Origin of the sequence: Mesorhizobium australicum WSM2073 (genome assembly GCF_000230995.2) — a bacterium.
Taxonomy (GTDB): domain Bacteria; phylum Pseudomonadota; class Alphaproteobacteria; order Rhizobiales; family Rhizobiaceae; genus Mesorhizobium; species Mesorhizobium australicum.
Map to the genome: position 1 here is coordinate 733,207 of NC_019973.1, position 22,088 is coordinate 755,294.

At 64.8% G+C, this 22,088-nt stretch carries 17 protein-coding genes; 11 read left to right on the forward strand and 6 right to left on the reverse strand.

From position 1 onward, the window contains the following. The first annotated feature begins 165 nt into the window (after positions 1-165). The 5 genes from MESAU_RS03420 to MESAU_RS03440 are packed head-to-tail and all read left to right on the forward strand — an operon-like array spanning position 166 to position 5,149. Positions 166-1,047 (forward strand): glucosamine kinase nucleotide-binding domain-containing protein, encoded by an 882-nt coding sequence (locus MESAU_RS03420; protein WP_015314654.1) that lies wholly within the window; start codon positions 166-168, stop codon positions 1,045-1,047. Then, positions 1,044-1,826: a GntR family transcriptional regulator gene (locus MESAU_RS03425; RefSeq protein WP_015314655.1), complete on the forward strand. Its 783-nt coding sequence runs from the start codon at positions 1,044-1,046 to the stop codon at positions 1,824-1,826. The genes MESAU_RS03420 and MESAU_RS03425 overlap by 4 nt, the downstream gene beginning before the upstream one ends. Then, positions 1,823-2,857, forward strand: a complete 1,035-nt coding sequence (locus tag MESAU_RS03430; protein WP_015314656.1) for an SIS domain-containing protein — start codon at positions 1,823-1,825, stop codon at positions 2,855-2,857. The genes MESAU_RS03425 and MESAU_RS03430 overlap by 4 nt, the downstream gene beginning before the upstream one ends. Continuing rightward, entirely contained in the window at positions 2,854-4,026 is a 1,173-nt protein-coding gene (nagA, locus tag MESAU_RS03435; RefSeq protein WP_015314657.1) for an N-acetylglucosamine-6-phosphate deacetylase, read from the forward strand. The genes MESAU_RS03430 and nagA overlap by 4 nt, the downstream gene beginning before the upstream one ends. A 10-nt stretch (positions 4,027-4,036) precedes the next feature. Then, positions 4,037-5,149, forward strand: coding sequence for an NAD(P)/FAD-dependent oxidoreductase (locus tag MESAU_RS03440; protein ID WP_015314658.1), 1,113 nt, complete (start codon positions 4,037-4,039; stop codon positions 5,147-5,149). A 35-nt stretch (positions 5,150-5,184) separates the two neighbouring features. Here the strand turns inward: MESAU_RS03440 and MESAU_RS03445 are convergent, their stop codons facing one another. The 5 genes from MESAU_RS03445 to MESAU_RS03465 all read right to left on the reverse strand — a co-directional run bounded on the left by MESAU_RS03445 (position 5,185) and on the right by MESAU_RS03465 (position 14,981). Continuing rightward, positions 5,185-6,711 (reverse strand): malonate--CoA ligase, encoded by a 1,527-nt coding sequence (locus MESAU_RS03445; protein WP_015314659.1) that lies wholly within the window; start codon positions 6,709-6,711, stop codon positions 5,185-5,187. 154 nt (positions 6,712-6,865) lie between these two features. After that, a complete protein-coding gene (locus tag MESAU_RS03450) occupies positions 6,866-7,603 on the reverse strand; it encodes a GntR family transcriptional regulator (protein ID WP_015314660.1) in 738 nt (245 codons plus the stop codon). Positions 7,604-7,971: 368 nt separating this feature from the next. Next, entirely contained in the window at positions 7,972-8,649 is a 678-nt protein-coding gene (gene rpe / locus MESAU_RS03455; RefSeq protein ID WP_015314661.1) for a ribulose-phosphate 3-epimerase, read from the reverse strand. A gap of 220 nt (positions 8,650-8,869) precedes the next feature. Further along, positions 8,870-12,727, reverse strand: a complete 3,858-nt coding sequence (locus MESAU_RS03460; protein WP_015314662.1) for a DUF7929 domain-containing protein — start codon at positions 12,725-12,727, stop codon at positions 8,870-8,872. Positions 12,728-12,737: 10 nt separating this feature from the next. Further along, positions 12,738-14,981, reverse strand: coding sequence for an NHL repeat-containing protein (locus MESAU_RS03465; RefSeq protein ID WP_041163269.1), 2,244 nt, complete (start codon positions 14,979-14,981; stop codon positions 12,738-12,740). A 212-nt stretch (positions 14,982-15,193) separates the two neighbouring features. Between MESAU_RS03465 and dnaK the strand changes: the two genes are divergently transcribed. The 6 genes from dnaK (at position 15,194) to MESAU_RS03495 (ending at position 20,971) form a co-directional block, all read left to right on the forward strand. Continuing rightward, positions 15,194-17,110: a molecular chaperone DnaK gene (gene dnaK / locus MESAU_RS03470; RefSeq protein WP_015314664.1), complete on the forward strand. Its 1,917-nt coding sequence runs from the start codon at positions 15,194-15,196 to the stop codon at positions 17,108-17,110. Between the two features lie 222 nt (positions 17,111-17,332). After that, positions 17,333-18,460 (forward strand): molecular chaperone DnaJ, encoded by a 1,128-nt coding sequence (gene dnaJ / locus MESAU_RS03475; protein WP_015314665.1) that lies wholly within the window; start codon positions 17,333-17,335, stop codon positions 18,458-18,460. A gap of 104 nt (positions 18,461-18,564) precedes the next feature. Further along, a complete protein-coding gene (gene pmtA / locus MESAU_RS03480) occupies positions 18,565-19,170 on the forward strand; it encodes a phospholipid N-methyltransferase PmtA (RefSeq protein WP_015314666.1) in 606 nt (201 codons plus the stop codon). A 190-nt stretch (positions 19,171-19,360) separates the two neighbouring features. Then, positions 19,361-19,957 carry an NADPH-dependent FMN reductase gene (locus tag MESAU_RS03485; protein WP_015314667.1) on the forward strand — a complete coding sequence of 199 codons (597 nt, stop codon included), beginning with the start codon at positions 19,361-19,363 and terminating at the stop codon, positions 19,955-19,957. An 11-nt stretch (positions 19,958-19,968) separates the two neighbouring features. Beyond that, positions 19,969-20,667: an orotidine-5'-phosphate decarboxylase gene (pyrF, locus tag MESAU_RS03490; protein ID WP_041163270.1), complete on the forward strand. Its 699-nt coding sequence runs from the start codon at positions 19,969-19,971 to the stop codon at positions 20,665-20,667. A gap of 16 nt (positions 20,668-20,683) precedes the next feature. Next, positions 20,684-20,971, forward strand: coding sequence for a DUF1330 domain-containing protein (locus tag MESAU_RS03495; RefSeq protein ID WP_015314669.1), 288 nt, complete (start codon positions 20,684-20,686; stop codon positions 20,969-20,971). Here MESAU_RS03495 and MESAU_RS03500 read toward each other — a convergent pair. After that, positions 20,968-22,032, reverse strand: coding sequence for a D-alanine--D-alanine ligase family protein (locus MESAU_RS03500; RefSeq protein WP_015314670.1), 1,065 nt, complete (start codon positions 22,030-22,032; stop codon positions 20,968-20,970). The genes MESAU_RS03495 and MESAU_RS03500 overlap by 4 nt on opposite strands. Positions 22,033-22,088: the final 56 nt, after the last annotated feature.

A 22,088-nucleotide genomic window follows, 5' to 3' on the forward strand; every position in this document is an offset into this window, starting at 1 on the left:
AATACCACTTGTCCACATGCATTAACGAATTCGCGGCCGGGAAATCGCTAAGCCGACGAATTGCGGAAGCTTTTCAATAAAATACGGCTTAATCTTTTTGAAACGGAAATTAACTCTTGGCTATTGGTACTTTATTGGTATTATCCTGCCGGAGGAGAAAATCGCGTGAAATTCGTGCTCGGTATCGATGGCGGCGGCACCAGCTGCAGGGCCGCACTGGCAACGGCGGACGGCGCTGTTGTCGGCCGCGCCAAAAGCGGCGCCGCCAACATCCGCACCGATCTCACCGGCGCCCGCTCGAACATCGTCGATGCGGCGCGGCAGGCTTTCATCGCCGCCGGGCAAGATCCGGACCTGATCCCGCAAACACCCGCCATCCTCGGCCTTGCCGGCGCCAATGTCGGCACTTACCGGCAGCAGCTCGAGGCGATCCTGCCGTTCAGCACCAGCCGCGTGGAGACCGATGCGGAGATCGCGCTCGAAGGCGCGGTCGGTTCCGGTGACGGCGCGATGGCGATCCTGGGCACCGGCACCGCCTATATGGCGCGCAGGGATGGTAAATCGCGCGCCATCGGCGGCTGGGGATTCCAGGTCGGCGACCAGGGCAGCGGCGCCCGCATCGGCCGCGACCTGCTGGAGCAGACCCTGCTCGCGCATGATGGCGTGCGCCAGGCCTCGCCGCTGACCGACAGCATGATGGCCGTTTTCCGCAACAATCCCGAGGACGTCGTCGAGTTCACCACCAACGCCAAGCCCGGCGATTTCGGCGGCTTCGCGCCGAAAGTATTCGAACATGCGCAAAAAGGCGACATCGTCGCCAACTGGATACTCGACAAGGCGGTCGCCGATGTCGAGGCCTCGCTTGGCGCGCTCGACCTCGCCGCCGGAGCACCGCTCTGCCTGCTCGGCGGGCTGGCGCCGCTCTATGCGCCGCGCCTGTCGGAGCGCTACCGCGCCCTGCTGAAGGAACCGCTCGACGATGCGCTAGGCGGTGCTGTGCAGATGGCGGCACGCCTTTTCGCTGGACGTGTGGAGGCTGCGCGATGAGCGATGCCGCCGACCAGATCTTCGCCGCGCTCAAACAATCCTCACAAAGCGGCGCGCCGCTTTACCTGCAGCTCAGGAAAAGCATCGAGGACGCCGTCAACCGCGGCCTGATCGGCCCAGGCGACGCGCTGCCTTCCGAGCGCGACATCGCCACCAAGGCCGACATTTCGCGCGTCACCGTGCGCAAGGCGGTGCAAGACCTGGTCAAGGGCGGCATATTGGTGCAGCGCCATGGCTCGGGCACCTTCGTGGCGCCGCGCATGGAGCGCGTCGAGCAGTCGCTGTCGCGGCTGACCTCCTTCACCGAGGACATGGCGCGGCGCGGCATGGCGGTGCGCTCGGCCTGGCTCGACCGCGGCCTCTACGCGCCCTCGCCCGACGAGATGATGGTGCTTGGCCTGTCGTCGAGCGAACTGGTGGCGCGCGTGGCGCGCCTGCGCATCGCCAACGACACGCCGCTGGCGATCGAACGCGCTTCACTGTCGGCCAGCGTGCTGCCGGACCCGGCTGGAATTGGCTCCTCGCTCTACGCGGCGCTGGAATTGACCGGCAACAGGCCGGTGCGCGCGGTGCAGCGCATCTCCGCCGCCAATCTCGGCGAGGGCGATGCGCGCCTGCTCGAAGTGCCGCCGGGCATTGCCGGCCTGCATATCGAGCGTATTTCCTACCTGGCGAGCGGCAAGGTGATCGAGTTCACCCGCTCCATCTACCGGGGCGACGCCTATGATTTCGTCGCCGAACTGCGGCTGACAGGGCCGAGCGAAGAGGGCCGATCATGATTGCCAACACCACGCATATGCAGCGCGAGATCGAGGAGATCCCGCAAGCCGTCGCCCGCCTGCTCGACGGCTCCGGTGCCGTGCTGGCCGAAGCAGGGCGCGGCATCAAGGAGCGCGACCCGCATTTCGTCGTCACCGTGGCGCGAGGCTCGTCCGATCATGCCGCCACCTTCATGAAATATGCCGTCGAATTGACCGCGGGCCTTGCCGTCGCCTCGGTCGGGCCGTCGATCGCCTCGATCTATGGCCGCAAGCTCCGGCTTGACGGCTCGGCCTGCCTGGCGATCTCGCAGTCGGGCAAGAGCCCCGACATCGTCGCGATGGCCGAAACCGCACGGGCCGGCGGCGCGCTGACCGTTGCCGTCACCAACACCGCCGATTCGCCGCTCGCGCGCGCCTCGGACTATGCGATAGACATACTCGCCGGGCCGGAGCGCAGCGTCGCGGCAACCAAGACCTTCATCAATTCCGCCGTTGCCGGTCTTGCCCTCATGGCGCATTCGACCGGGGACGACGCGCTTCTCGCGGCCCTGGCCCGCCTGCCCGAGCATTTCGGCAAGGCGATCGCCTGCGACTGGATGAGCGTGCTGGCCGAGACGATCGAGAAGCAGAAGTCGCTGTTCATTCTCGGCCGCGGTCCGTCGGCGGCGATGGCAAACGAGGCGGCGCTGAAGTTCAAGGAGACCTGCGGCATGCATGCCGAGGCTTATAGCGCGGCCGAAGTCATGCATGGCCCGCTGGCGCTGATCGGCCCCGACTTTCCGGTGCTGGCGCTGGCCGCTCGCGACGCGTCCGAGCCCTCGGTCGCCGACGCCGCCGACAGCCTGGCGGCCAAGGGCGCGCCGGTTTTCGTCACCTCGGCGCTCGCCAATCGCGCCACGCGCCTGCCGCATGTCGCCACCGGTCACCCGCTGACCGATCCGCTGACGCTGATCGTCTCCTTCTACATGTTCGTCGAGGCCTTTGCCCGCCATCGCGGCCTCGATCCGGACGCGCCGCGCAACCTTCGCAAGGTGACGGAGACCGTATGAGCGACCGTTTTGCCCTGACCGGCGCCCGCATCTTCGACGGCGACGACTGGCACGAAGGCGCGGCCCTTGTCGTGCGCGACGGCCTCGTCGAAGCCATGTTGCCGCAAGGCGCGCTGCCCGGGGATATCCGTGCCGTCGACACCGGCGGCGGCATGCTGGTGCCGGGCTTCGTCGACATCCAGGTCAATGGCGGCGGCGGTGTGATGCTCAACGATCATCCCGATGTCGCCTCGATCGAAACCATCTGCCGCGCGCACGCGCCATTCGGCACGACGGCGCTGCTGCCGACGCTGATCACCGACACGCCCGCAATCACCGCCGCCGCGATTGCCGCCGGCGAAGCGGCAGCGCTGCAAAAAGTGCCGGGTTTCCTCGGCCTGCATCTGGAAGGTCCGCATCTGTCGATTGCCCGCAAGGGTGCGCATGATCCGGCGCTGATCCGGCCGATGACGGACGCCGACCAAGCCATGCTGATCGCGGCGCGCCAGAAGCTGCCGGTGCTGCTCACCACGATCGCGCCGGAATCCGTCGATCCTGCCCGCGTCAAGGCCTTGGCCAAGGCCGGGATCATCGTGAGCCTCGGCCATTCCGACACGGGCCATGCCACGGCTAAAGCCTTCGCAGAGGCCGGCGCCAGCGTCGTCACGCACCTGTTCAACGCGATGAGCCAGATCGGCAACCGCGAGCCCGGGCTGGCGGGCGCCGCGATCGACATCGGCGCCTTGTCGGCGGGGCTGATCGCCGACGGCATCCATGTCCACCCCGCCACGATCAGGATCGCGCTCGACGCCAAACAGGGACCGGGCAGGATCGTGCTGGTCACCGACGCGATGGCGACGATCGGCACCGAGATGAGTTCGTTCACGCTCAACGGCCGCACCATCTACCGCAGGGATGGCAGCCTCAGGCTTGCCGACGGGACCCTGGCCGGTGCCGACCTCGACATGATCTCGGCCATCCGGTTCATGCACCGCACTGTCGGGCTCGAGCTTTCCGAAGTCTTGCGCATGGCCTCGCTCTACCCGGCCCAGGCGATCGGCCAGTCGCACCGGCTTGGCCGCTTCGCCAATGGCACGGCGGCCGACATCGTTGCGCTGTCGGACAATCTTGACATAGGAAGCGTCTGGATCGGCGGCGACAAGGTGTTCGAGGCTGCCGCTCCGCGCTGAGAGCGAGGCCATGCAGACAATCGATTGTGTCGTCGCCGGAGCAGGCGTCGTCGGGCTTGCCGTCGCCAGGGCACTTGCCTTGTCGAGCCGCGAGGTGGTGGTGATCGAAAAGGCCGACGCGATCGGCACCGTCACCAGCTCGCGCAATTCCGAAGTCATCCATGCCGGGCTCTATTATGCGCCCGGCAGCCTGAAGGCCCGGCTGTGCGTCGAAGGGCGCCGGCAGCTCTATGCATACTGCGCCGAACACACTGTCGGCCATCGCCGCGCCGGCAAGCTGATCGTCGCCAGCGAACCCGGCCAGACGGACGGGCTGCGGGCGATCGAGGCCAATGCGAAACGCTGCGGGGTCGACGATCTCGCGCTTTTGACACGCGCCGAGGCCGAAAGCCTGGAGCCGGCGCTGAGATGCGCCGGCGCGCTGCTGTCGCCATCGACGGGCATTGTCGACAGCCACGCGCTGATGCTTTCGCTGCGCGGTGACGCTGAAGCCGCAGGCGCGTCCTTCGCTTTCCTCACCGGCGTTGCCGGGGCGGCGATCGAAGCCGATGGGATTCGGATCGACACGCGCGACGCCAATGGCGAGACCTTTGCCGTGGAGGCCGGCGCTTTCGTCAATGCAGCCGGCCTGGATGCGCAGGCCGTGGCCAGTCGGATCGAGGGTTTCCCAAGGGATCTCATCCCCCGGCAGTGGCTGGCGCGTGGCAATTATTTCGCGCTTCCCGGGCGGTCGCCGTTTTCGCGGCTGATCTATCCGGTTCCGGTCGAAGGGGGCCTCGGCGTCCACCTGACGCTCGACCTCGCCGGCAATGCGCGCTTTGGCCCCGATGTCGAATGGATCGACAGCGTGGATTACACCGTCGACCCCGGCCGAAGCGCCGTCTTCTACGAGGCGATCCGCCGCTATTGGCCCGATCTCGCGGATGGCGCCCTGCAGCTGGCCTATGCCGGCATCCGGCCGAAGCTCTCGGGCCCCGGACAGCCAGCGGCGGACTTCGTGATTCAGGGACCGGCCGATCACGGCGTGGGCCGGATCGTCAATCTGTTCGGCATCGAGAGCCCCGGCCTGACGGCGAGCCTGGCCATCGCCGACCATGTCGCCGAACTGTTGTACCCGACCTGAGCCAGCGTTCGCGCGCGCCGGAGCGCGACATCTGCTTAGCCGGCTTTATTTGAGACGTAGAGATCCTTGTAGCTGTCGCGCAAAAGGTTCTTCTGTACCTTGCCCATCGTGTTGCGCGGCAGGTCGTCGACGAAGATCACCCGTTTGGGATGCTTGTACTTCGCCATGCGGCCGGTGACGGCGTCGAGAATCTCGGCCGCGCTGATCCGCGACGCGGGCGAGCGCACGACGACCGCGGTGACGCCTTCGCCGAAGTCCGGATGGGCAAGGCCGATGACGGCGCTTTCCAGGACGCCGTCGAGCGCATCGATCTCGCTTTCGAGTTCCTTCGGATAGACGTTGTAGCCGCCTGAGATGATCAGGTCCTTGCCGCGACCGACAATGTGGACATAGCCGTCGGCGTCGATCATGCCGAGGTCGCCGGTGATGAAGAAGCCGTCGGCGCGGAATTCCGCCTTGGTCTTTTCCGGCATGCGCCAGTAGCCGCCGAACACGTTCGGACCCTTGACCTCGATCATGCCGACCTCGCCCAGGGCGAGCGGCTTGCCGGAATCGGGATCGGCGATGCGCAGCGACACGCCGGGCAAGGGGAAGCCAACCGTGCCGGCGCGCCGCTCGCCCTCATAGGGGTTGGAGGTGTTCATGTTGGTCTCGGTCATGCCATAGCGCTCGAGGATGGCGTGGCCGGTGCGCTCGCGCCAGGCGTTGTGCGTTTCGGCCAGCAGCGGCGCCGAACCAGACACGAACAGCCGGATGTTTTTCGCCGCCTCGCGATCCAGCCCGTCCTGCTGCAGCAGCCTGGTATAGAAGGTCGGCACGCCCATCAGCGCGGTGGCGCGCGGCAGCAGCGAGACGATGCGGCTCGCGTCGAATTTCTGCTCGAACAGCATCGAGGCGCCGGCCATCAGGGTGACGTTGGTGGCGACGAACAGGCCGTGCGTGTGGAAAATCGGCAGCGCGTGGATCAGCACGTCATCCCTGCTGAAACGCCATTGCTCGAGCAGCACCCGCGCGTTCGAGGCGAGATTCTCATGGCTGAGCATGGCGCCTTTCGAACGGCCGGTCGTTCCCGACGTGTAGAGGATCGCCGCAAGGTCGTCGGCGCCGCGCTCCACATCGTGGAACTCGGAAGACTGACGCGATGCCTGGTCCGCGAGGGATCCCTGGCCACTGCGGTCGAGCGTGACCACGACGGCACCGGACGGCTCGACCATCCCACGGATGTCCGCCGACCGTGCCGGATCGCAGACGATCACCCGAGGTGCGGCATCCCCAAAGAAATAGCCGAGCTCGGCCAGCGTATAGGCGGTGTTGAGCGGCAGGAAGACGGCGCCGGCGCGCAAGCAGGCGAGATAGAGCAAAACCATCTCCGGGCTCTTCTCGACCTGCACGGCAACCCGGTCGCCGGGCGCGACATCCATTTGCAGGAGCGCATGCGCAAGCTGCGCCGACCGTGCCAGCATGTCGCCATAGGTGAGCGAGCGTCCATCATCGGTTTCCATCAACAGGCGCCCAGGCGCCGGCATCCGGGACCGGAACGCATCGAACAGATGATTGCTCATGAAATCTTCCCAGGTGACGCCGGCCGCGATCTTGGGCGGCACGCGACGAAGAGTTCGCGTTTCCCAGCCCTGCCGTCAAGGCCGCAGCCGGCTGCCCGGCGTCCACCGAAAGATTCGAGGGATGGGACGGCAGAGAGCGCCGACCAAACAGCCGTCAACGCTGGGCGCGCTTACCCGGACCGGCGGGTGCCTCGCCTTGCCTGAAGCGTTCCATGCACATGGCGGCGGTCAGCTGGTAGTGATCGATCAGGGCCTGGACGGCACCATCCGCATTGCCGTCCAGCGCATTTTCAGCAATCAGCCGGTGTTCGGCGAAATCGTCGCGCTGGATGCTCTCCCCGTCATTGGCCATTTGCCTGTAGCGGTAGGCGTGATCGGAAAGCTGGTCGCAGAAACCAACCAGCCAGTGCGACCGGCACGCCGAGATCAGCACCCGATGGAAAGTGCGATGCACTTTCTCCCACTCCGGATTGAGCGACGAGCTACTTTGCGGTGAAAGCCGTGAGGCCCGCCCCAGGCGATGCAGCGCCAGCACCAATTGTTCTTCCCATTCGGCGGTGCGGTGGGCAATGGATTCGCGCAGCGCCCGCTCCTCGAGCCAGCAGCGCGTGCGCGTCAGTTCCTCGAGTTCCGTCGCGCTGACCGGCATGATGAAAAAGCCACGCTGGTCATGGCGGCCAAGGAGACCTTCGGAGGCAAGGCGATTGAGGGCTTCACGAACCGGAGAGGCACCGGCGCCATACTTGGAAACGACCCACTCGACGCGCAGCTTGCTTTCGGTTTCAAGAGCGCCGCTGAGAAGATCATCACGCAATTGGTGATAGACCGTGCTGGCAAGCGTGCTCTTGGCTCCTGTGCCGTCGTCGTTCAGATTGGCAGCTCCGTATGTCAAAAGCGACTCCTTGTCCCCTTACTGTCGTCCTGGGCAATTCGAGTCCGAGATTCTCTCTCCGTACGCGTACCATATAGCGTGACGCTTCCGGCACTCAAGCAGAAGATCGCGCTATTGTACTTTAGGACAATGGAATATACCCAATCCGCGGGCCGATCGCGAGAATTCGAATATTTCTACAACCAGCAGAAGTTTAACGTGTTTTGTATGCACGCAGGATCATCTGTTTCTTGTGCTCCCATGCGAGCATCTTTTCTGTCGCGCGCAAAGACAGCGGACGACTGCCCGAATCAGATCGTCGCGCAACCTGATTCGGATGTACAACGACGCCGATCCGTAGCAATTGGTGCCGGAATGACCGCGCTGTGTCAGCCGGCGGCCTTGTCGGCCGCCGCCCTGATCGCTTCGATGTTGGCGCGGTAAGCCTCGACACTGCCACCCCTGAAGATGGCAGCACCGGCCACCAGCACGTCGGCGCCGGCAGCGGTGACCAAGGGGGCGGTTTCCGGCGAGACGCCTCCGTCGATCTCGATGCGGATCGGCCGGTCACCGATCAGCGCCTTGATCCTTCTCACTTTGTCGACCATCGCCGGGATGAAGGCCTGCCCGCCGAAACCCGGATTGACGGTCATGATCAGGATCAGGTCGAGCCGGTCGAGCACATATTCGATCGCCGTTTCCGGCGTCGCCGGATTGAGCGACACGCCCGCCTTCTTGCCGAGGTTCCTGATTGTCTGCAGCGAGCGGTCGAGATGCGGCCCGGCCTCGGCATGCACCGTCATGCCGTCGCAGCCGGCTTCGGCAAAGGCGGCGAGGTAGGGATCGGCTGGCGCGATCATCAGGTGGCAGTCGAAAAAGGCCTTGGTGCGATTGCGGATCGCCTTGATGACAGGCGGGCCGAAGGTGATGTTTGGCACGAAATGCCCATCCATCACATCGAGATGGATCCAGTCGGCACCGGCCGCCGCCACCGCCTCGACCTCGTCACCGAGCTTCGAGAAATCCGATGCCAGCACCGACGGTGCGATCAAGGTTTTTTTGCTCATCTCGCGGCCTTTCCGGGCGCCCTTTTGATACGATCGCTGCGTACCGACTGCCTAAAGCGCTCCCGCGGACTTGTCGAGGGCGCCAGTACAGCGGTTCCACAGGCAGGGGTAACGTCGCGGCGTTCCCGATCCCGTCGCCGCCAACCTCCGCCTGCCTGGATCATGAAGAAAGACCCGCCGGATTGCTCCAGCGGGTCTTCGTCTGGCGTCGCGCGGGTGCCTATTGCTGCTGAAGCTTCAGCACCCTGTTTGGCACCGGGTCCTGCTGCTGGTCGATCGGCTGCCTGCGCCGCGGCAGCAATTGCAGCAACTGCCCCGGATCGATTTCCAGCGATGGCTGCCCGCGCATCGGCCGGCAGTTCGGATACCGCCCGACCATGCCTTCCGGACAGTGTCGCCTGAAGATCGGCTGGCACTGGCCGTTGACCATCTGCGAGCCCGGCGCGCATTCGCTCTCTTGCCTGGGCTTGCGGCATGCGCCGTCGACCACCTCGGTCCCACGCGGGCAGACGCATTCGCCGCGCTTGTTGTGGACCTGGCCGCGTATGTCGCACTGCTCCAACTGCGGCTGCTTGCGCCGGCAGGCATTGCCTTGCACCTCGGTACCCCTCGGACAAACGCAATTGCCGTCGGAGTCATGGACCTGGCCACGGATGGTGCACTGGTCAGGCTTCGGCCTGATCGGCCGGCAGGCTCGGTCTCGCACCTCTGTGCCTTGCGGGCAGACGCAGTCCCCGTCCGCATTGTGGACCTGGCCACGGATGGTGCACTGCTCGGGCTTCGGCCGGACCGGACGGCAGGCGCCATTGCGCATCTCGGTGCCTTGCGGGCAGACGCAATCGCCATCGGCATTGCGGACCTGGCCAGGAATGCGGCACTGCTGCGGCTTTGGCCGGATCTGGCGGCAGACCCGGTCTCGCACCTCGGTGCCTTGCGGGCAGACACAGTCCCCGTCCGCATTGTGGACCTGACCACGGATGGTGCACTGCTCGGGCTTGTCGGTCCCGACGCATTTGCCGTTCTCCAGCTCCGTGCCGCGCGGGCAGACGCAACGTCCGTCCTCGGTGCGGATCTGGCCCTCGAGCAGCACGCAGCGCGGCGGCGGAGGTGTCGGCAGAACATTGGTGCCGCCGGTGCATTGCCCGTTGCGGAAGGTGGTGCCTTCCGGGCAGACGCATCTGCCGGCGTCGTTCATGACGAAGCCCGGCGAGCACTGGTTCTTCACCTCATGCGTGATGATGAAGGGATGGCACGCATAGGCCTTGCCGCGATCGCCCTGCACGTTGGTCGCGTCGTTGGACAGCACGTCGCCGCCGCCCTGCACCCGTGTGTCGGGAGAGAGCACGCCAACGCAGTTCCGGCCGTTGACGTTGCCCTGCAGGTTGGCAAGACGCCCATCGTCGGGGATGACCACGGTCACACGGTGCGAGCGGCTTTCGCCGGCGCCGAGCGTCAGGTTGGCGATGCAGGAGGCCGGCAAGGTCGTCGGTTCCGGCGAACAGCCGAAGGGCGGCTCGATCGAAGTGATCGCGACGCCTTCCAGCCGGCCAAGCCCATCGACGCCGATCGCGTCGCCGATGCGGACCGGGCCCGAGAAGGGGCTCGTTCCGTCATTGGTGATGGTAATGTCGAACGAGCAGGGCTGGCCCAGCCTGCATTCGCGGTCGCCGGTCTTCTCGACACGGATGGTCGAGGAGCCGCCGCCCTTGGCGCAGGCCTGGCCGATCGGGTAGACGACGTCGTCGCCCTGCGCCGGCCCATAGGAGCCGCGCGCGCAGTTCTCGAATTCGCCATTGGCCGAAACCGTCACGTCGAAGTGCCTGGAGGTTCCGGGCGTCATGACGGCGCCTGGTATCTGGCACGACAACGCATTGGCCGGAACCGGTCCGCATGCCCATTCCGCGCCGTCAGGGGTTACGGTCTGGATCTGGACAGGCGCTCCGCCCGACACCAGCGTGGCGGCATCGTTGACCCGCACCGGACCGGTGGGGGCAGCCGTGCCGACATTGGCGACGGTGATGCGGCAGGAAACCAGCGCCGCGCCGGCCAGCGAGCCGTTGCACAACTTGGTGATGCGCAAGGCCGGCTGGCCGCTGTTGGGATGGCGGATGCGTTCCTTGGCGCAGGCCTTGTTGTTGGTGAGATCGACCTCACCGGGGATGGCCTTCACCTCGGCGCAGTTCTCGACCGTGTCGGACCGGTAGCCGGCCGGCATGACCGCCTTGACGAAGATCGGTGTCGAGGCGCCCGCGGGCAGCGAGATGCCGGCATTGTCGCAGCGGAACTGGCCGGGGCCGTTGGGGCCGCATGTCCAGGGCGGGCTCGGGCCGAAGGTGGAGGACGCCGGCGCGCCGCCGGGGTAGTTGTCGATCACCGTCAGCGGCCCATTGTAGGTCGATGTGCCGTTGTTGATGATGTCGATGATGAAGGTGCAGACGCCGTCGGCGGTGCAGACTTCGGTGCGGGCACGCTTCTTGAGAATCAGGTCGACCTTCTTCTCGACCGGCGGCTGGCAATCCGGATTGCGGTCGCCGCGCCGGCAGATCGGGATCGACGCGCAGCCCCGGTCATTGGCCTGGCTGCCGAACAGCGGCTTGCCGCTGGCGCCGTAATTGTAGGTGGCGCAGTTGCGCAGCGCGCTACCTTGCCAGCCTCCGGCCGGCTTGAAGCCGAGCTTGAGGTCGACAAAGGCTCCCGGAGCGAGCGTGGTCACCGGGTAGGTGCACGTCATCGGGGTGGTTCCCGGCGCGCAGACCCAGGGCGGATTGGGCCCTGAACTCAGCGTCGAGCCGGCCGGCAGCGTCACCTCGTCGAGCACGATCTTACCGTTGTAAGGCGCTGTGCCGACATTGGTGACCCGGATGGTGAAGTCGCAGCCGCCGCCCATCGTGCAGCGTGTGACGTCGGCATGCTTTTCGACCTTGAGGTCCGGTTCCTTATCCCTGGGTGGGCACCTCTGGTCACGCGGGATGACGATGTCGATGGTTTGCGTGCAGCACAGGCCCCAGCCCTCCTTCGGTCCGGCATAGGTCTCGATACCGGTGACGATGAGGTGGATGACGTCGCCGGGTGACGCGCCGACGATCTTCCAGTTGAGCACGCCGCCGCCCGCCGGCACCTTCTGGGTGTCGGGGATGATGCTGATGCCTGGCGAGGTCGTCGACACCTGCACCCATTTGCCGCCCATCTCGGGGCCGACAGGCATGTGGTAGATGAAGGCGCCGCCGCCGGGCACGCAGTCGACCGTGCCGCGTTCGACCTTGAAACACTCATGGTCGGTTGGAGGCGGAGGTTGCTTGTCGCATTTGGTGAGGTCGATCCGGATCGAGGTCTTTTCCCCGGTCGCGATGTTGCCGTCGTCCGGCTTGCCCGGATCCTGCGACGGGATGATGGTGCCCGTGCCGATGCCGCCGGTGACCTTGATCGTCCCCTGGTTGTCGACGTTGACCGGCGCTGGAAACGCGGCGTGGTCGATCTTGGCGGTGATGCGGAAGGTGATGACGCGTTCGTTCAGTGCGCCCGAGCCATCGAGATCGCTGGCGGAAATCCGCAAATCGGAAACCGTTGCCGTGTCGTTGGGGCCGGCCGAATTGCTTACGACAGCGCCCGGCAAGGCCCCACCCGATGCATCGGTGCCGTCGCCGGAGACGGTCACATTGACGATCGAAAGACCGTGCGGAAGCTGGTCCCTGAAGTCGAGCTTGGCTTTCTTCAGCGCCGCCTCGAGGGCAGGATTGGCAAAGCCTTGCGGATTGCCGCGCAGTCCGAAGGTCAAGGTATAGAAGACATAGTCGCAACTGCGCTGGCCACCGGTCTTGGTGAAGAACGGCACGACACGTCCGGGTTCCGGGTTGATGATGCGCGGATTGTCGAGCTGCAGCGGCTGCACATCCTGGCTGGTGACAGCCTGGACGGTCTGGGCGGCGGATGCCGGCAGTGCGGGCGCAAGGGCGACCGCGATCCCGGCCGCCATCAGCCAGCGCGCGCCGCGCCTGGCGAGTGACAGGGGTTTCATGATCGTCTCCATGACGGTTTTTGGGGATTTGGCCGCGAGCGCGGATGGGGCAAGACTGTTCATCTTTGCCTCCTCAACGTTCGCAGCTGACGGCTGGGGTCCGGAGCGGCAAGGTCATCTTGCAGCAAGGGTAGTAGCCACCCTTGTCCTTGTCGGACTTCCTGTAGAAGCAAAGCCCAACATCCACTCTGTCGCCCGGATAGTGGCCGGTGATGTCGATCGTGTAAGGCTTGCCCGGTGCATGCGACATAGGTGAGGTCACCGCGACGCCTGGCGTCCTGGATTGGGCCTTGATCGAATCGCCGCCGAAGCCGGCATGGTCATGGAGATAGAGATAGGCCTCGAGACCGCGCGGCGTGCAGTAATACTGCACGTCCTCGACATCGAGACACGGAGGCAGATTGCCCGGCGGTGGAAAATCCGGCGGGTAGAAGGGGGGCTCATAGCCGCCCGGTATTTCCTCATAATAGCCGGCCCGGCCCTCGCAGGGATGCCAGACGGCAACGTCGCCGACATGACCTTCCACTTCGGGATCCTCGAAATAGCCGTCGAAATCGACGAACCAGGAGCCGAAGGGCGGCACGTTGGCCGGCTTGACCAGCTCCTTGGACGTGATCTGCACGCCGTGCACGGCAAGCGGCCCGCCCGCGGCGAGCCTTTCGGCGAACTCGGGGTTGTCGCGCAATTTGTCGCCTGTGTTGACCAAGGTCTGGGTGCAGACCGAGGTGTCGAGATTGCCGTCGGCATCGTAGCCATATTGCAGATCGAGGCCGCCGGCCGACTGCCTGTTGCCTTGCGGGAAGCCGACCGCATATTCCTGCGGCGCTTCCACCCAGACCGATTCCGTCGAGGAATCGTCGGGATTTTCCCTGAAGTAGCGGATGACCTCGCCCTTGCCGGAATCGGCGAAGCGGCTGTAATCATAGCGGTTTTCGATCGGGCCGCGCTGGGCGAGATACATGAAGCCGCTGTTGTCGAAAGCGATGTCGGTGACGGCGTAGTCCTTGTCGGCCTTCACAGTCAGTTCCCAGCGGGGATCGCCGGCGAAGGTGCCGTCGCGGGCAATGCCCACCGACCAGATTTCCGACTTTTCGCCAACCGAATAATAGAGCCGGCCGCCATGATAGGAGACGGCCCAGACGCGGCGCTCGTCCTGGGTGTAGCCCCAGCTGTCGGGGTCCTCGGTATCGAAGGCCGCGCCCTCTACGTCCATCACCGCGCCATCGTCGGCGACCGGGGCCAGCCCATGCGCCGGCCGGCCGGCGACGCCATGGTCGAACGTGTCGACCAGTCTGCCGCCGGCGTCGATGCGATGGATCAGGCCGGTGTCGAGATCGGAGGCAAAGAACTGCCGGTGGGCGGGATCGAAGGTGATATTGCCGATGCCAGGTCCGCTGTTGGTGTCGATGTCGGCGAATTTGGCGACCTGGCCGGTGATGCCGTCGATCTTCCAGATGGTGCCCGGCCCGCCGCCGTTTTCGGTGCCGAACTGGCCCTTCATGAAGGTGGCGCCCGCCGTGCCGCGGCGCTGCCGCTCCGGCCTGCCGTCCTTGTCTGCGTCCGGCGTGACGATCTCAATCCCATGCAGCGAGGTGGCGGCGGCATAGAGGTTGGGAACGCCAGACGGCATACCGTCGCGCACGCCGTCATCATAGGTGAGCCCGAACACCTCGCCGATCTGGCCTGCCGTCACCTCGAAAGGCGGCGGCGTGAAGACGAGCTGGCCCGAAGCCGGACCACCCAGGCGTGAAACGTCGAAGACGCGCAAGGTGGCGCGCGAGGTGTCGATGAAGGTTTCGTCGACCGGATCGACGCCGGGCGGCAACCCCTCGTCGACATTGGGGATGATGGTGCCGGGAAAGCCGGTGACCGCCATCGAGCCTGGATAGATGATCTGGGTTTCCTGCGCTTGGGCGGCGGCGCCCAGCCACAGGCTGGCGGCAAGCGCCAGAGCCAGCAGGCCGGCGGCCTGCAATGCACCGCGCAAGCGGTTGTCGAACTCAAGAAAAGGCACGAACGCGCCGCGGATGCGAGACATGACACTACCCCCGTAGTCCAGGGGAGAGACGTCCGGACTTGCCGCGCAAATCAGGGCAAGGCGCGGTGGTCCGGCTCGTTCTTCCCTGATCGAATTGTCTGCTTTCCTCATAGTGACGATACGCCTGCTCCCGCGCAGGGTCAACGGAATCAGCGGGAAGCCCAGCGCATCGACCCCGTCCCGAAGGCGGTGGTCGCGCCGAGCTCCTGTTGGTCCCGGAGACCATGGAGTCTCTGGGTTGCTGGTCATGGGGGGGCTTCCTTTCCGGGGCCGCACCATGCGGCACCTGGACATCAGTCGCGGGCCGGCGCGGAAAGGTTCATGGAAGCGTTGCGCAGAATGCTTGCGCGCGATGCCGCCTGTTCTTATATACGCGCCAAGCCGTGCGGCGCCGGAGAACCGGTGGGTGGACGGTATTTCTTGTGAACAGGGGCTTTCGTCGGAACGCCTTACCGGGTCCTGAGAGCCTGCTTAGCGGAGAGACTAGAAAAATGGCAAAAGTAATCGGTATCGATCTCGGCACCACCAACTCGTGCATCGCCATCATGGATGGCAAGGAGCCGAAGGTAATCGAGAATGCGGAAGGCGCGCGCACGACGCCTTCCATCGTCGCCATCTCGGGCGACGGCGAACGCCTCGTTGGCCAGCCGGCCAAGCGCCAGGCGGTCACCAATCCTGAAAACACCATCTTCGCGGTCAAGCGCCTGATCGGCCGCCGCTATGACGATCCGGTGACGGAGAAGGACAAGAAGCTTGTCCCCTACAAGATCGTCAAGGGCGACAATGGCGATGCCTGGGTCGAGGCCGGGGGCAAGAAGCAGTCGCCCTCGCAGATCTCGGCCATGATCCTGCAGAAGATGAAGGAAACGGCGGAGGCCTATCTCGGCGAGAAGGTCGAGAAGGCGGTCATCACCGTTCCTGCCTATTTCAACGACGCCCAGCGCCAGGCCACCAAGGACGCCGGCAAGATCGCCGGCCTGGAAGTGCTGCGCATCATCAACGAGCCGACCGCGGCAGCGCTCGCCTATGGCCTCGACAAGAAGGAAGGCAAGACCATTGCCGTCTATGACCTTGGCGGCGGCACGTTCGACATTTCGGTGCTCGAAATCGGCGACGGCGTGTTCGAGGTGAAGTCGACCAATGGCGACACGTTCCTCGGCGGCGAGGATTTCGACATGCGCCTGGTCGAGTATCTGGCGGCCGAGTTCAAGAAGGAACAGGGCATCGACCTGAAGAACGACAAGCTTGCCCTGCAGCGCCTCAAGGAGGCGGCTGAAAAGGCCAAGATCGAGCTTTCGTCGACGACGCAGACAGAAATCAACCTGCCCTTCATCACCGCCGACGCGACCGGACCGAAGCACCTGACGCTGAAGCTGACGCGCGCCAAGTTTGAAAGCCTGGTCGAAGATCTCGTCCAGCGCACCATCGAGCCCTGCAAGGCGGCGCTCAAGGATGCCGGCCTGAAGGCTGGCGAGATCGACGAAGTGGTCCTGGTCGGCGGCATGACCCGCATGCCCAAGATCCAGGAGATCGTGAAGCAGTTCTTCGGCAAGGAGCCGCACAAGGGCGTCAACCCGGATGAGGTCGTCGCACTCGGTGCCGCCATCCAGGCCGGCGTGCTGCAGGGCGACGTCAAGGACGTGCTGTTGCTCGACGTGACGCCGCTGTCGCTCGGCATCGAGACGCTGGGCGGCGTTTTCACCCGGCTGATCGAGCGCAACACGACGATTCCGACCAAGAAGAGCCAGGTGTTCTCGACGGCCGAAGACAGTCAGTCCGCCGTGACCATCCGCGTCTTCCAGGGCGAGCGTGAAATGGCCGCCGACAACAAGGCGCTCGGCCAGTTCGACCTGGTCGGCATTCCGCCGGCGCCGCGCGGCGTGCCGCAGATCGAGGTCACGTTCGACATCGACGCCAACGGCATCGTCAACGTCTCGGCCAAGGACAAGGGCACCGGCAAGGAGCATCAGATCCGCATCCAGGCTTCGGGTGGACTTTCCGACGCCGACATCGAGAAGATGGTCAAGGATGCCGAGGCCAATGCCGATACCGACAAGAAGCGTCGCGCCGTGGTCGAGGCCCGCAATCAGGCCGAAGCCCTGGTGCATTCGTCGGAGAAGTCGCTGAAGGAATATGGCGACAAGGTCTCGGAGACCGAGCGCACGGCGATTTCGGACGCGATCGCAGCGCTGAAGACCGCTGCCGAGGGCGACGACCCCGCCGACATCGAGGCCAAGAGCCAGGTGCTTGCCGAAGCTTCCATGAAGCTCGGCCAGGCCATGTACGAGGCCTCGCAGAAGGAAGCGGCGGAAGCCGACGCCAAGGCGGATGCCGCCAAGGACTCTGACGTGGTCGACGCCGATTTCGAAGAAATCGACGAAGACGACGACAAGAAGAAGTCGGCCTGAGCGGCCTGACGGCAAGATAATGCGAAAAGCCCGGCGCAAGGCCGGGCTTTTTTGCAACCCTCGCTGAAAAAGTGCGAGCACTGCCGAAAAAATCACTGAAAACCACGGACAAGTTCGCGCCGGCCCTAGCATACGGGCAGCACCGCTCCTAAATCGAAACAACGTGCCGGCAACCGACGCAACATTGCATCAAGACGTTGAATATCCGGACTGCGGGAAAAAATGAAAGCTGATTTCTACGAAACGCTGGGCGTGCAGAAGGGCGCCGACGAGAAGGAGCTCAAGAGCGCTTTTCGCAAGCTGGCCATGCAATTCCATCCCGACCGCAACCCCGGCGATCATTCCTGCGAGCACAAGTTCAAGGAAATCAACGAAGCCTACGAGACGCTGAAGGACCCGCAGAAGCGCGCGGCCTATGACCGTTTCGGCCATGCCGCCTTCGAGCAGGGTGGGATGAATGGCGCGCAGGGCTTTGGCGCCGGCGGCTTCGCCGACATCTTCGAGGACATTTTCGGCGACATGATGGGCGGCCGCCAGCGCCGCTCTTCCGGTGGCCGCGAGCGCGGCGCAGACCTGCGCTACAACATGGAAATCTCGCTGGAGGAAGCCTTCGCGGGAAAGACCGCGCAAATCCGCGTGCCGGCTTCGATCTCCTGCACCGAATGCTCCGGCAGCGGCGCCAAGCCGGGCACCCAGCCGGTCACCTGCTCGATGTGCAACGGCCACGGCAAGGTGCGCGCCACGCAAGGGTTTTTCTCGATCGAGCGGACCTGCCCGCAATGCCAGGGCCGTGGCCAGACAATCAAGGATCCCTGCCCGAAATGCGCCGGCCAGGGCCGTGTCACCGAGGAGCGTTCGCTGTCGGTCAACATCCCGGCCGGCATCGAGGACGGTACCCGCATCCGCTTGGCCAATGAGGGTGAGGCCGGGCTGCGCGGCGGGCCATCGGGCGACCTCTATATCTTTCTGGCGGTCAAGCCGCACGAATTCTTCCAGCGCGACGGCGCCGATCTTTATTGCAAGGTGCCGATCTCGATGACCACCGCCGCACTTGGCGGCTCCTTCGAGGTGACGACGCTCGACGGCACGCAGACCAAGGTGAAGGTGACCGAAGGTACGCAGAACGGACGCCAGTTCAGGCTCAAGGGCAAGGGCATGCCGGTGCTGCGCCAGCCCAATGTCGGCGACCTCTACATCCAGACCGCGGTCGAGACGCCGCAGAACCTGTCGCGTCGCCAGCGCGAATTGCTGGAAGAGTTCGAACAGCTTTCCTCGCAGGACAATTCGCCCCAATCGAGCGGCTTTTTCGCCCGCATGAAGGACTTTTTCGAGTCTTTCGGCGAGCGTTGAGACGCGACGAAAACTATCTTATCCACGCCATAGGCAAGGCCGCGCCTTGCCTTGCGTCATCCAGATGTTAAGTAGTTTCAAGGGGCGCGCTGAGGAGAGCTTGCATGGCACGTGGTCACGGACTGCGGAAGGCGTTTGCCGAGAAGTTCGACGACGAACTCAAATTCTTCAAGGGCTGGATCGACAAGCCGAAGACAGTCGGCTCGATCGTTCCGACCAGTTCGATCACCGCGCGCAAGATGGCCTCGATCGTCAATCCCAAGTCCGGCCTGCCGGTGCTCGAGGTCGGCCCCGGCACCGGTGTCATCACCCGCGCCATCCTCGCCCAGGGCGTGCGGCCCGAAAACCTCTACGCGGTCGAATATTCCACCGATTTCGTGCGCCACCTGCGCCAGCTCTACCCCGGCGTCAACGTCATCGAGGGCGATGCCTTCAACCTCAACGCCACGCTTGGCGAGAGGAGCGGGATGATCTTCGACAGCGTCGTTTCCGGCGTGCCGCTGCTCAATTTCCCGGTCGCCCAGCGCATCGCCTATATCGAGAGCCTGCTCGACCGCATTCCGGTAGGCCGACCGATCGTGCAGCTGACCTACGGCCCGATGTCGCCGATCCCGCCCGGCCGCGGCGACTATACGGTGAAGCATTTCGACTTCATCTTCCGCAACATCCCCCCGACGCAGCTTTGGATCTACCGGCGCGAAGCGCATTAGAAGAGAAGGCAGTAGGGGAGTAGGGCAGTAAGGGAGTAGGGGGAAAAGATTGGCTAGGGAACCATTCCTACTGCCCTACTGCCCTACTGCCCTACTGCCCTACTGCCCTACTGCCCTACTGCCTTTCCCCCCATCCAGCCGTTGATTTGATCGAACCTTGGCTGTACGTGTCCCAGAACAAGGGTGGCCAATGGCAGTGATCCCGAAAATCCTCGTCTTCGCCGGCTCGGTGCGCAGCGGCGCCTATAGCGGCAGGACCGCCGACGTGGCGCAGAAGGAACTTGCGGTGCAAGGTGCCGAGGTGACCCGTATTTCGCTTGCCGATTACCCCTTGCCGATTCTCGACGAGGACCTGGAAAAGGAAAACGGCGTTCCTGAAAACGCCCAGAGGCTGGCGCGGCTGATATCAGCCCATGACGGGCTGCTGATCGCGACGCCCGAATATAACGGTTCGATCCCGCCGCTGCTCAAGAACACGATCGACTGGGTGAGCCGGGTGCGACGGGATGGCGGCCGGTCGGTCAGGCCACTTGCCGGCAAGGTCGCCGGCCTCTGCTCGTCCTCCAACGGGCGCTTCGCCGGCATCCGCTGCATCAACCATTTGCGTGCCGTGCTGGTGCGCTGCCAGATGGAAGTGGTGACACCGGAATGCTCGGTGCCGGAGGGTGGCGACGCCTTCGACGGAGACGGCCATTTCCGTGACGAAAGACTGCACAAATCGATGGAGCACCTATGCCGCACGCTGATCGAAACCTCGCGCATGCTGTCGACCAGGGTCGAGGCGTGACCGCCGCAACAATGCAGCCTCATTCCATGCAGGAGCGATTGATCGTCGGCCTCGACGTGCCGACCGTGAAGGAGGCCGAGCAGGCGGTGCGCGAGCTGGACGGCGTCGTTTCCTTTTACAAGATCGGCTATCAGCTGGCTTTTGCCGGCGGCCTCGACTTTGCCAGGGAGCTGGCCAGCGGTGGGAAGAAAATCTTCCTCGACATGAAGCTGCTCGACATCGACCACACGGTGGCCAAGGGCGTCGAGAACATCGTCAGGATGGGCATGACCATGCTGACCATCCACGCCTATCCCAAGGCGATGCAGGCGGCGGTGGCGGCGGCGCGCGGCAGCGAGCTTTGCCTGCTCGCCGTCAGCGTGCTGACCTCGATGGACGAGCAGGACATGATCGACGTTGGCTATGAATATGACCCGCACACGCTGGTGCTGCGGCGGTCCGAACAGGCGCTCCATGCCGGCATGGGCGGCATCGTCTGCTCGGCCGCGGAAGCCGAAGCGGTGCGCCGCATCGTCGGCCCTGACATGGCGGTGGTGACGCCGGGCATCCGGCCGCCCGGCAGCGACCATGGCGACCAGAAACGCGTGGTGACGCCGGCGCAAGCGGTCCGCAACGGCGCCAGCCATCTTGTGGTGGGCCGCCCGATCGTCGCGGCAAACGACCGCCGCGCGGCAGCGCAGGCGATCCTCGACGAAATGCGCTCCGCGTAGAACAAGGGAGAGAACAATGCCGAAGGGATACTGGATCGCCCGCGTCGATGTGTACGATGCCGAAGGCTACAGGGCGTATATCGCCGCTTCGAAGCTCGCCTTCGACCGTTTTGGCGCGAAATTCCTGGCGCGCGGCGGAGCCCATGAGCTGGCCGAAGGGCCTGGCCGCGCCCGCAACGTGATCATCGAATTCGAATCGCTTGCGATCGCGCATGACTGCTACCACTCGCCGGAATATCAGCGCGCGGTGGCCATCCGCCAGAAGGTCGCCGACGGCGAGATCGTGCTGGTCGAAGGGATTTAGATCCGCGCGGAAAGCCGAGTGGCTGCCGTCTCGGCCATGGCGTCGGCAAGGCTCAGCCCCCATTGCCGGCGGCAATAGTCGCGAAAATCGAAGCAAGGCAGGCCAGGACAGACCTCGAACTCGATGAGGTGAGCCGTGTCGTCGGCCTCCACCCTGAGATCGATGGAAAACACATCGCGCAGGCCGAGCCCGATGATGAGCCGTTCGGCGATCCCCCTGATCCTCGCATCGGCCACCGGCTGGCTGTCCGCGACCGCAGTGAGTTCGGGTTCGGCGTATTGCCCGGCAGCCTTCGCCGCCTCGCCGGTCTCGCCATAGAGCGCCAAACTGTCTTCCATGGTCTGGAAATCGGCGCCCGACTCGACAAAGGCGACGCCGAGCGCTTCGACGCCGGTATCCGGCATCAGCCCAAGGAAGCTGGCGCGGACGTTGCGCCCGGCGACATAGGGCTGGACGACGACATCGTCGCGATAACAGGCGAAAACACGCCGGCTAAGCTCCAGCGCGTGAGCGAGATCGGTTACGCGCGAATCCGGCCAGATGCCGATCTTGGCGCCGAGCCGGTTGGGCTTGACGAACCAGCCGGCGGAGGAGGCCGGCGCCTCGACCAGCCATTTGCCATCCCGGGCGAGACCGGCCTGCGGCACCGGCAGGCCGAGCGCGCCAAGCACGGCGCCGGAGCGGAACTTGTCCTGGCAGAGCGCGAACAGCGAATCGTCGGCTCCGATAGTGTTGAAACCGCTCAGTCTTGCCAAAGCGGGTGCCGCGCCGCCACGGAAATAGGCAACGCCGTCGGTCAGCGTCCAGACCAGTGTGGTCCGCGGATCCTCACCGTTGAGCACCTTGGCCGCATCGTCGAGCACCACCGGCACAAAGGACAGGCCGCGCGCCTCGCAGGCGGCGGCCAGTGCATCGAATTCGAGAGCGAGATCGGTCGACTGCGCCAGATAGGACGAGATTTCGGCGGCACGCCGCGATGCATGACCGTCGGCGAGCAAGCGGTCGAAACAAGCCTTTTCGGGCTCGTGGACAAGGATCAGTTTCGGCTTGTGCGTTGGCATGATGTGGCAGTTTCCCGACGGTGCGATGACCTACCATCGCACGGCTCGCACGATCG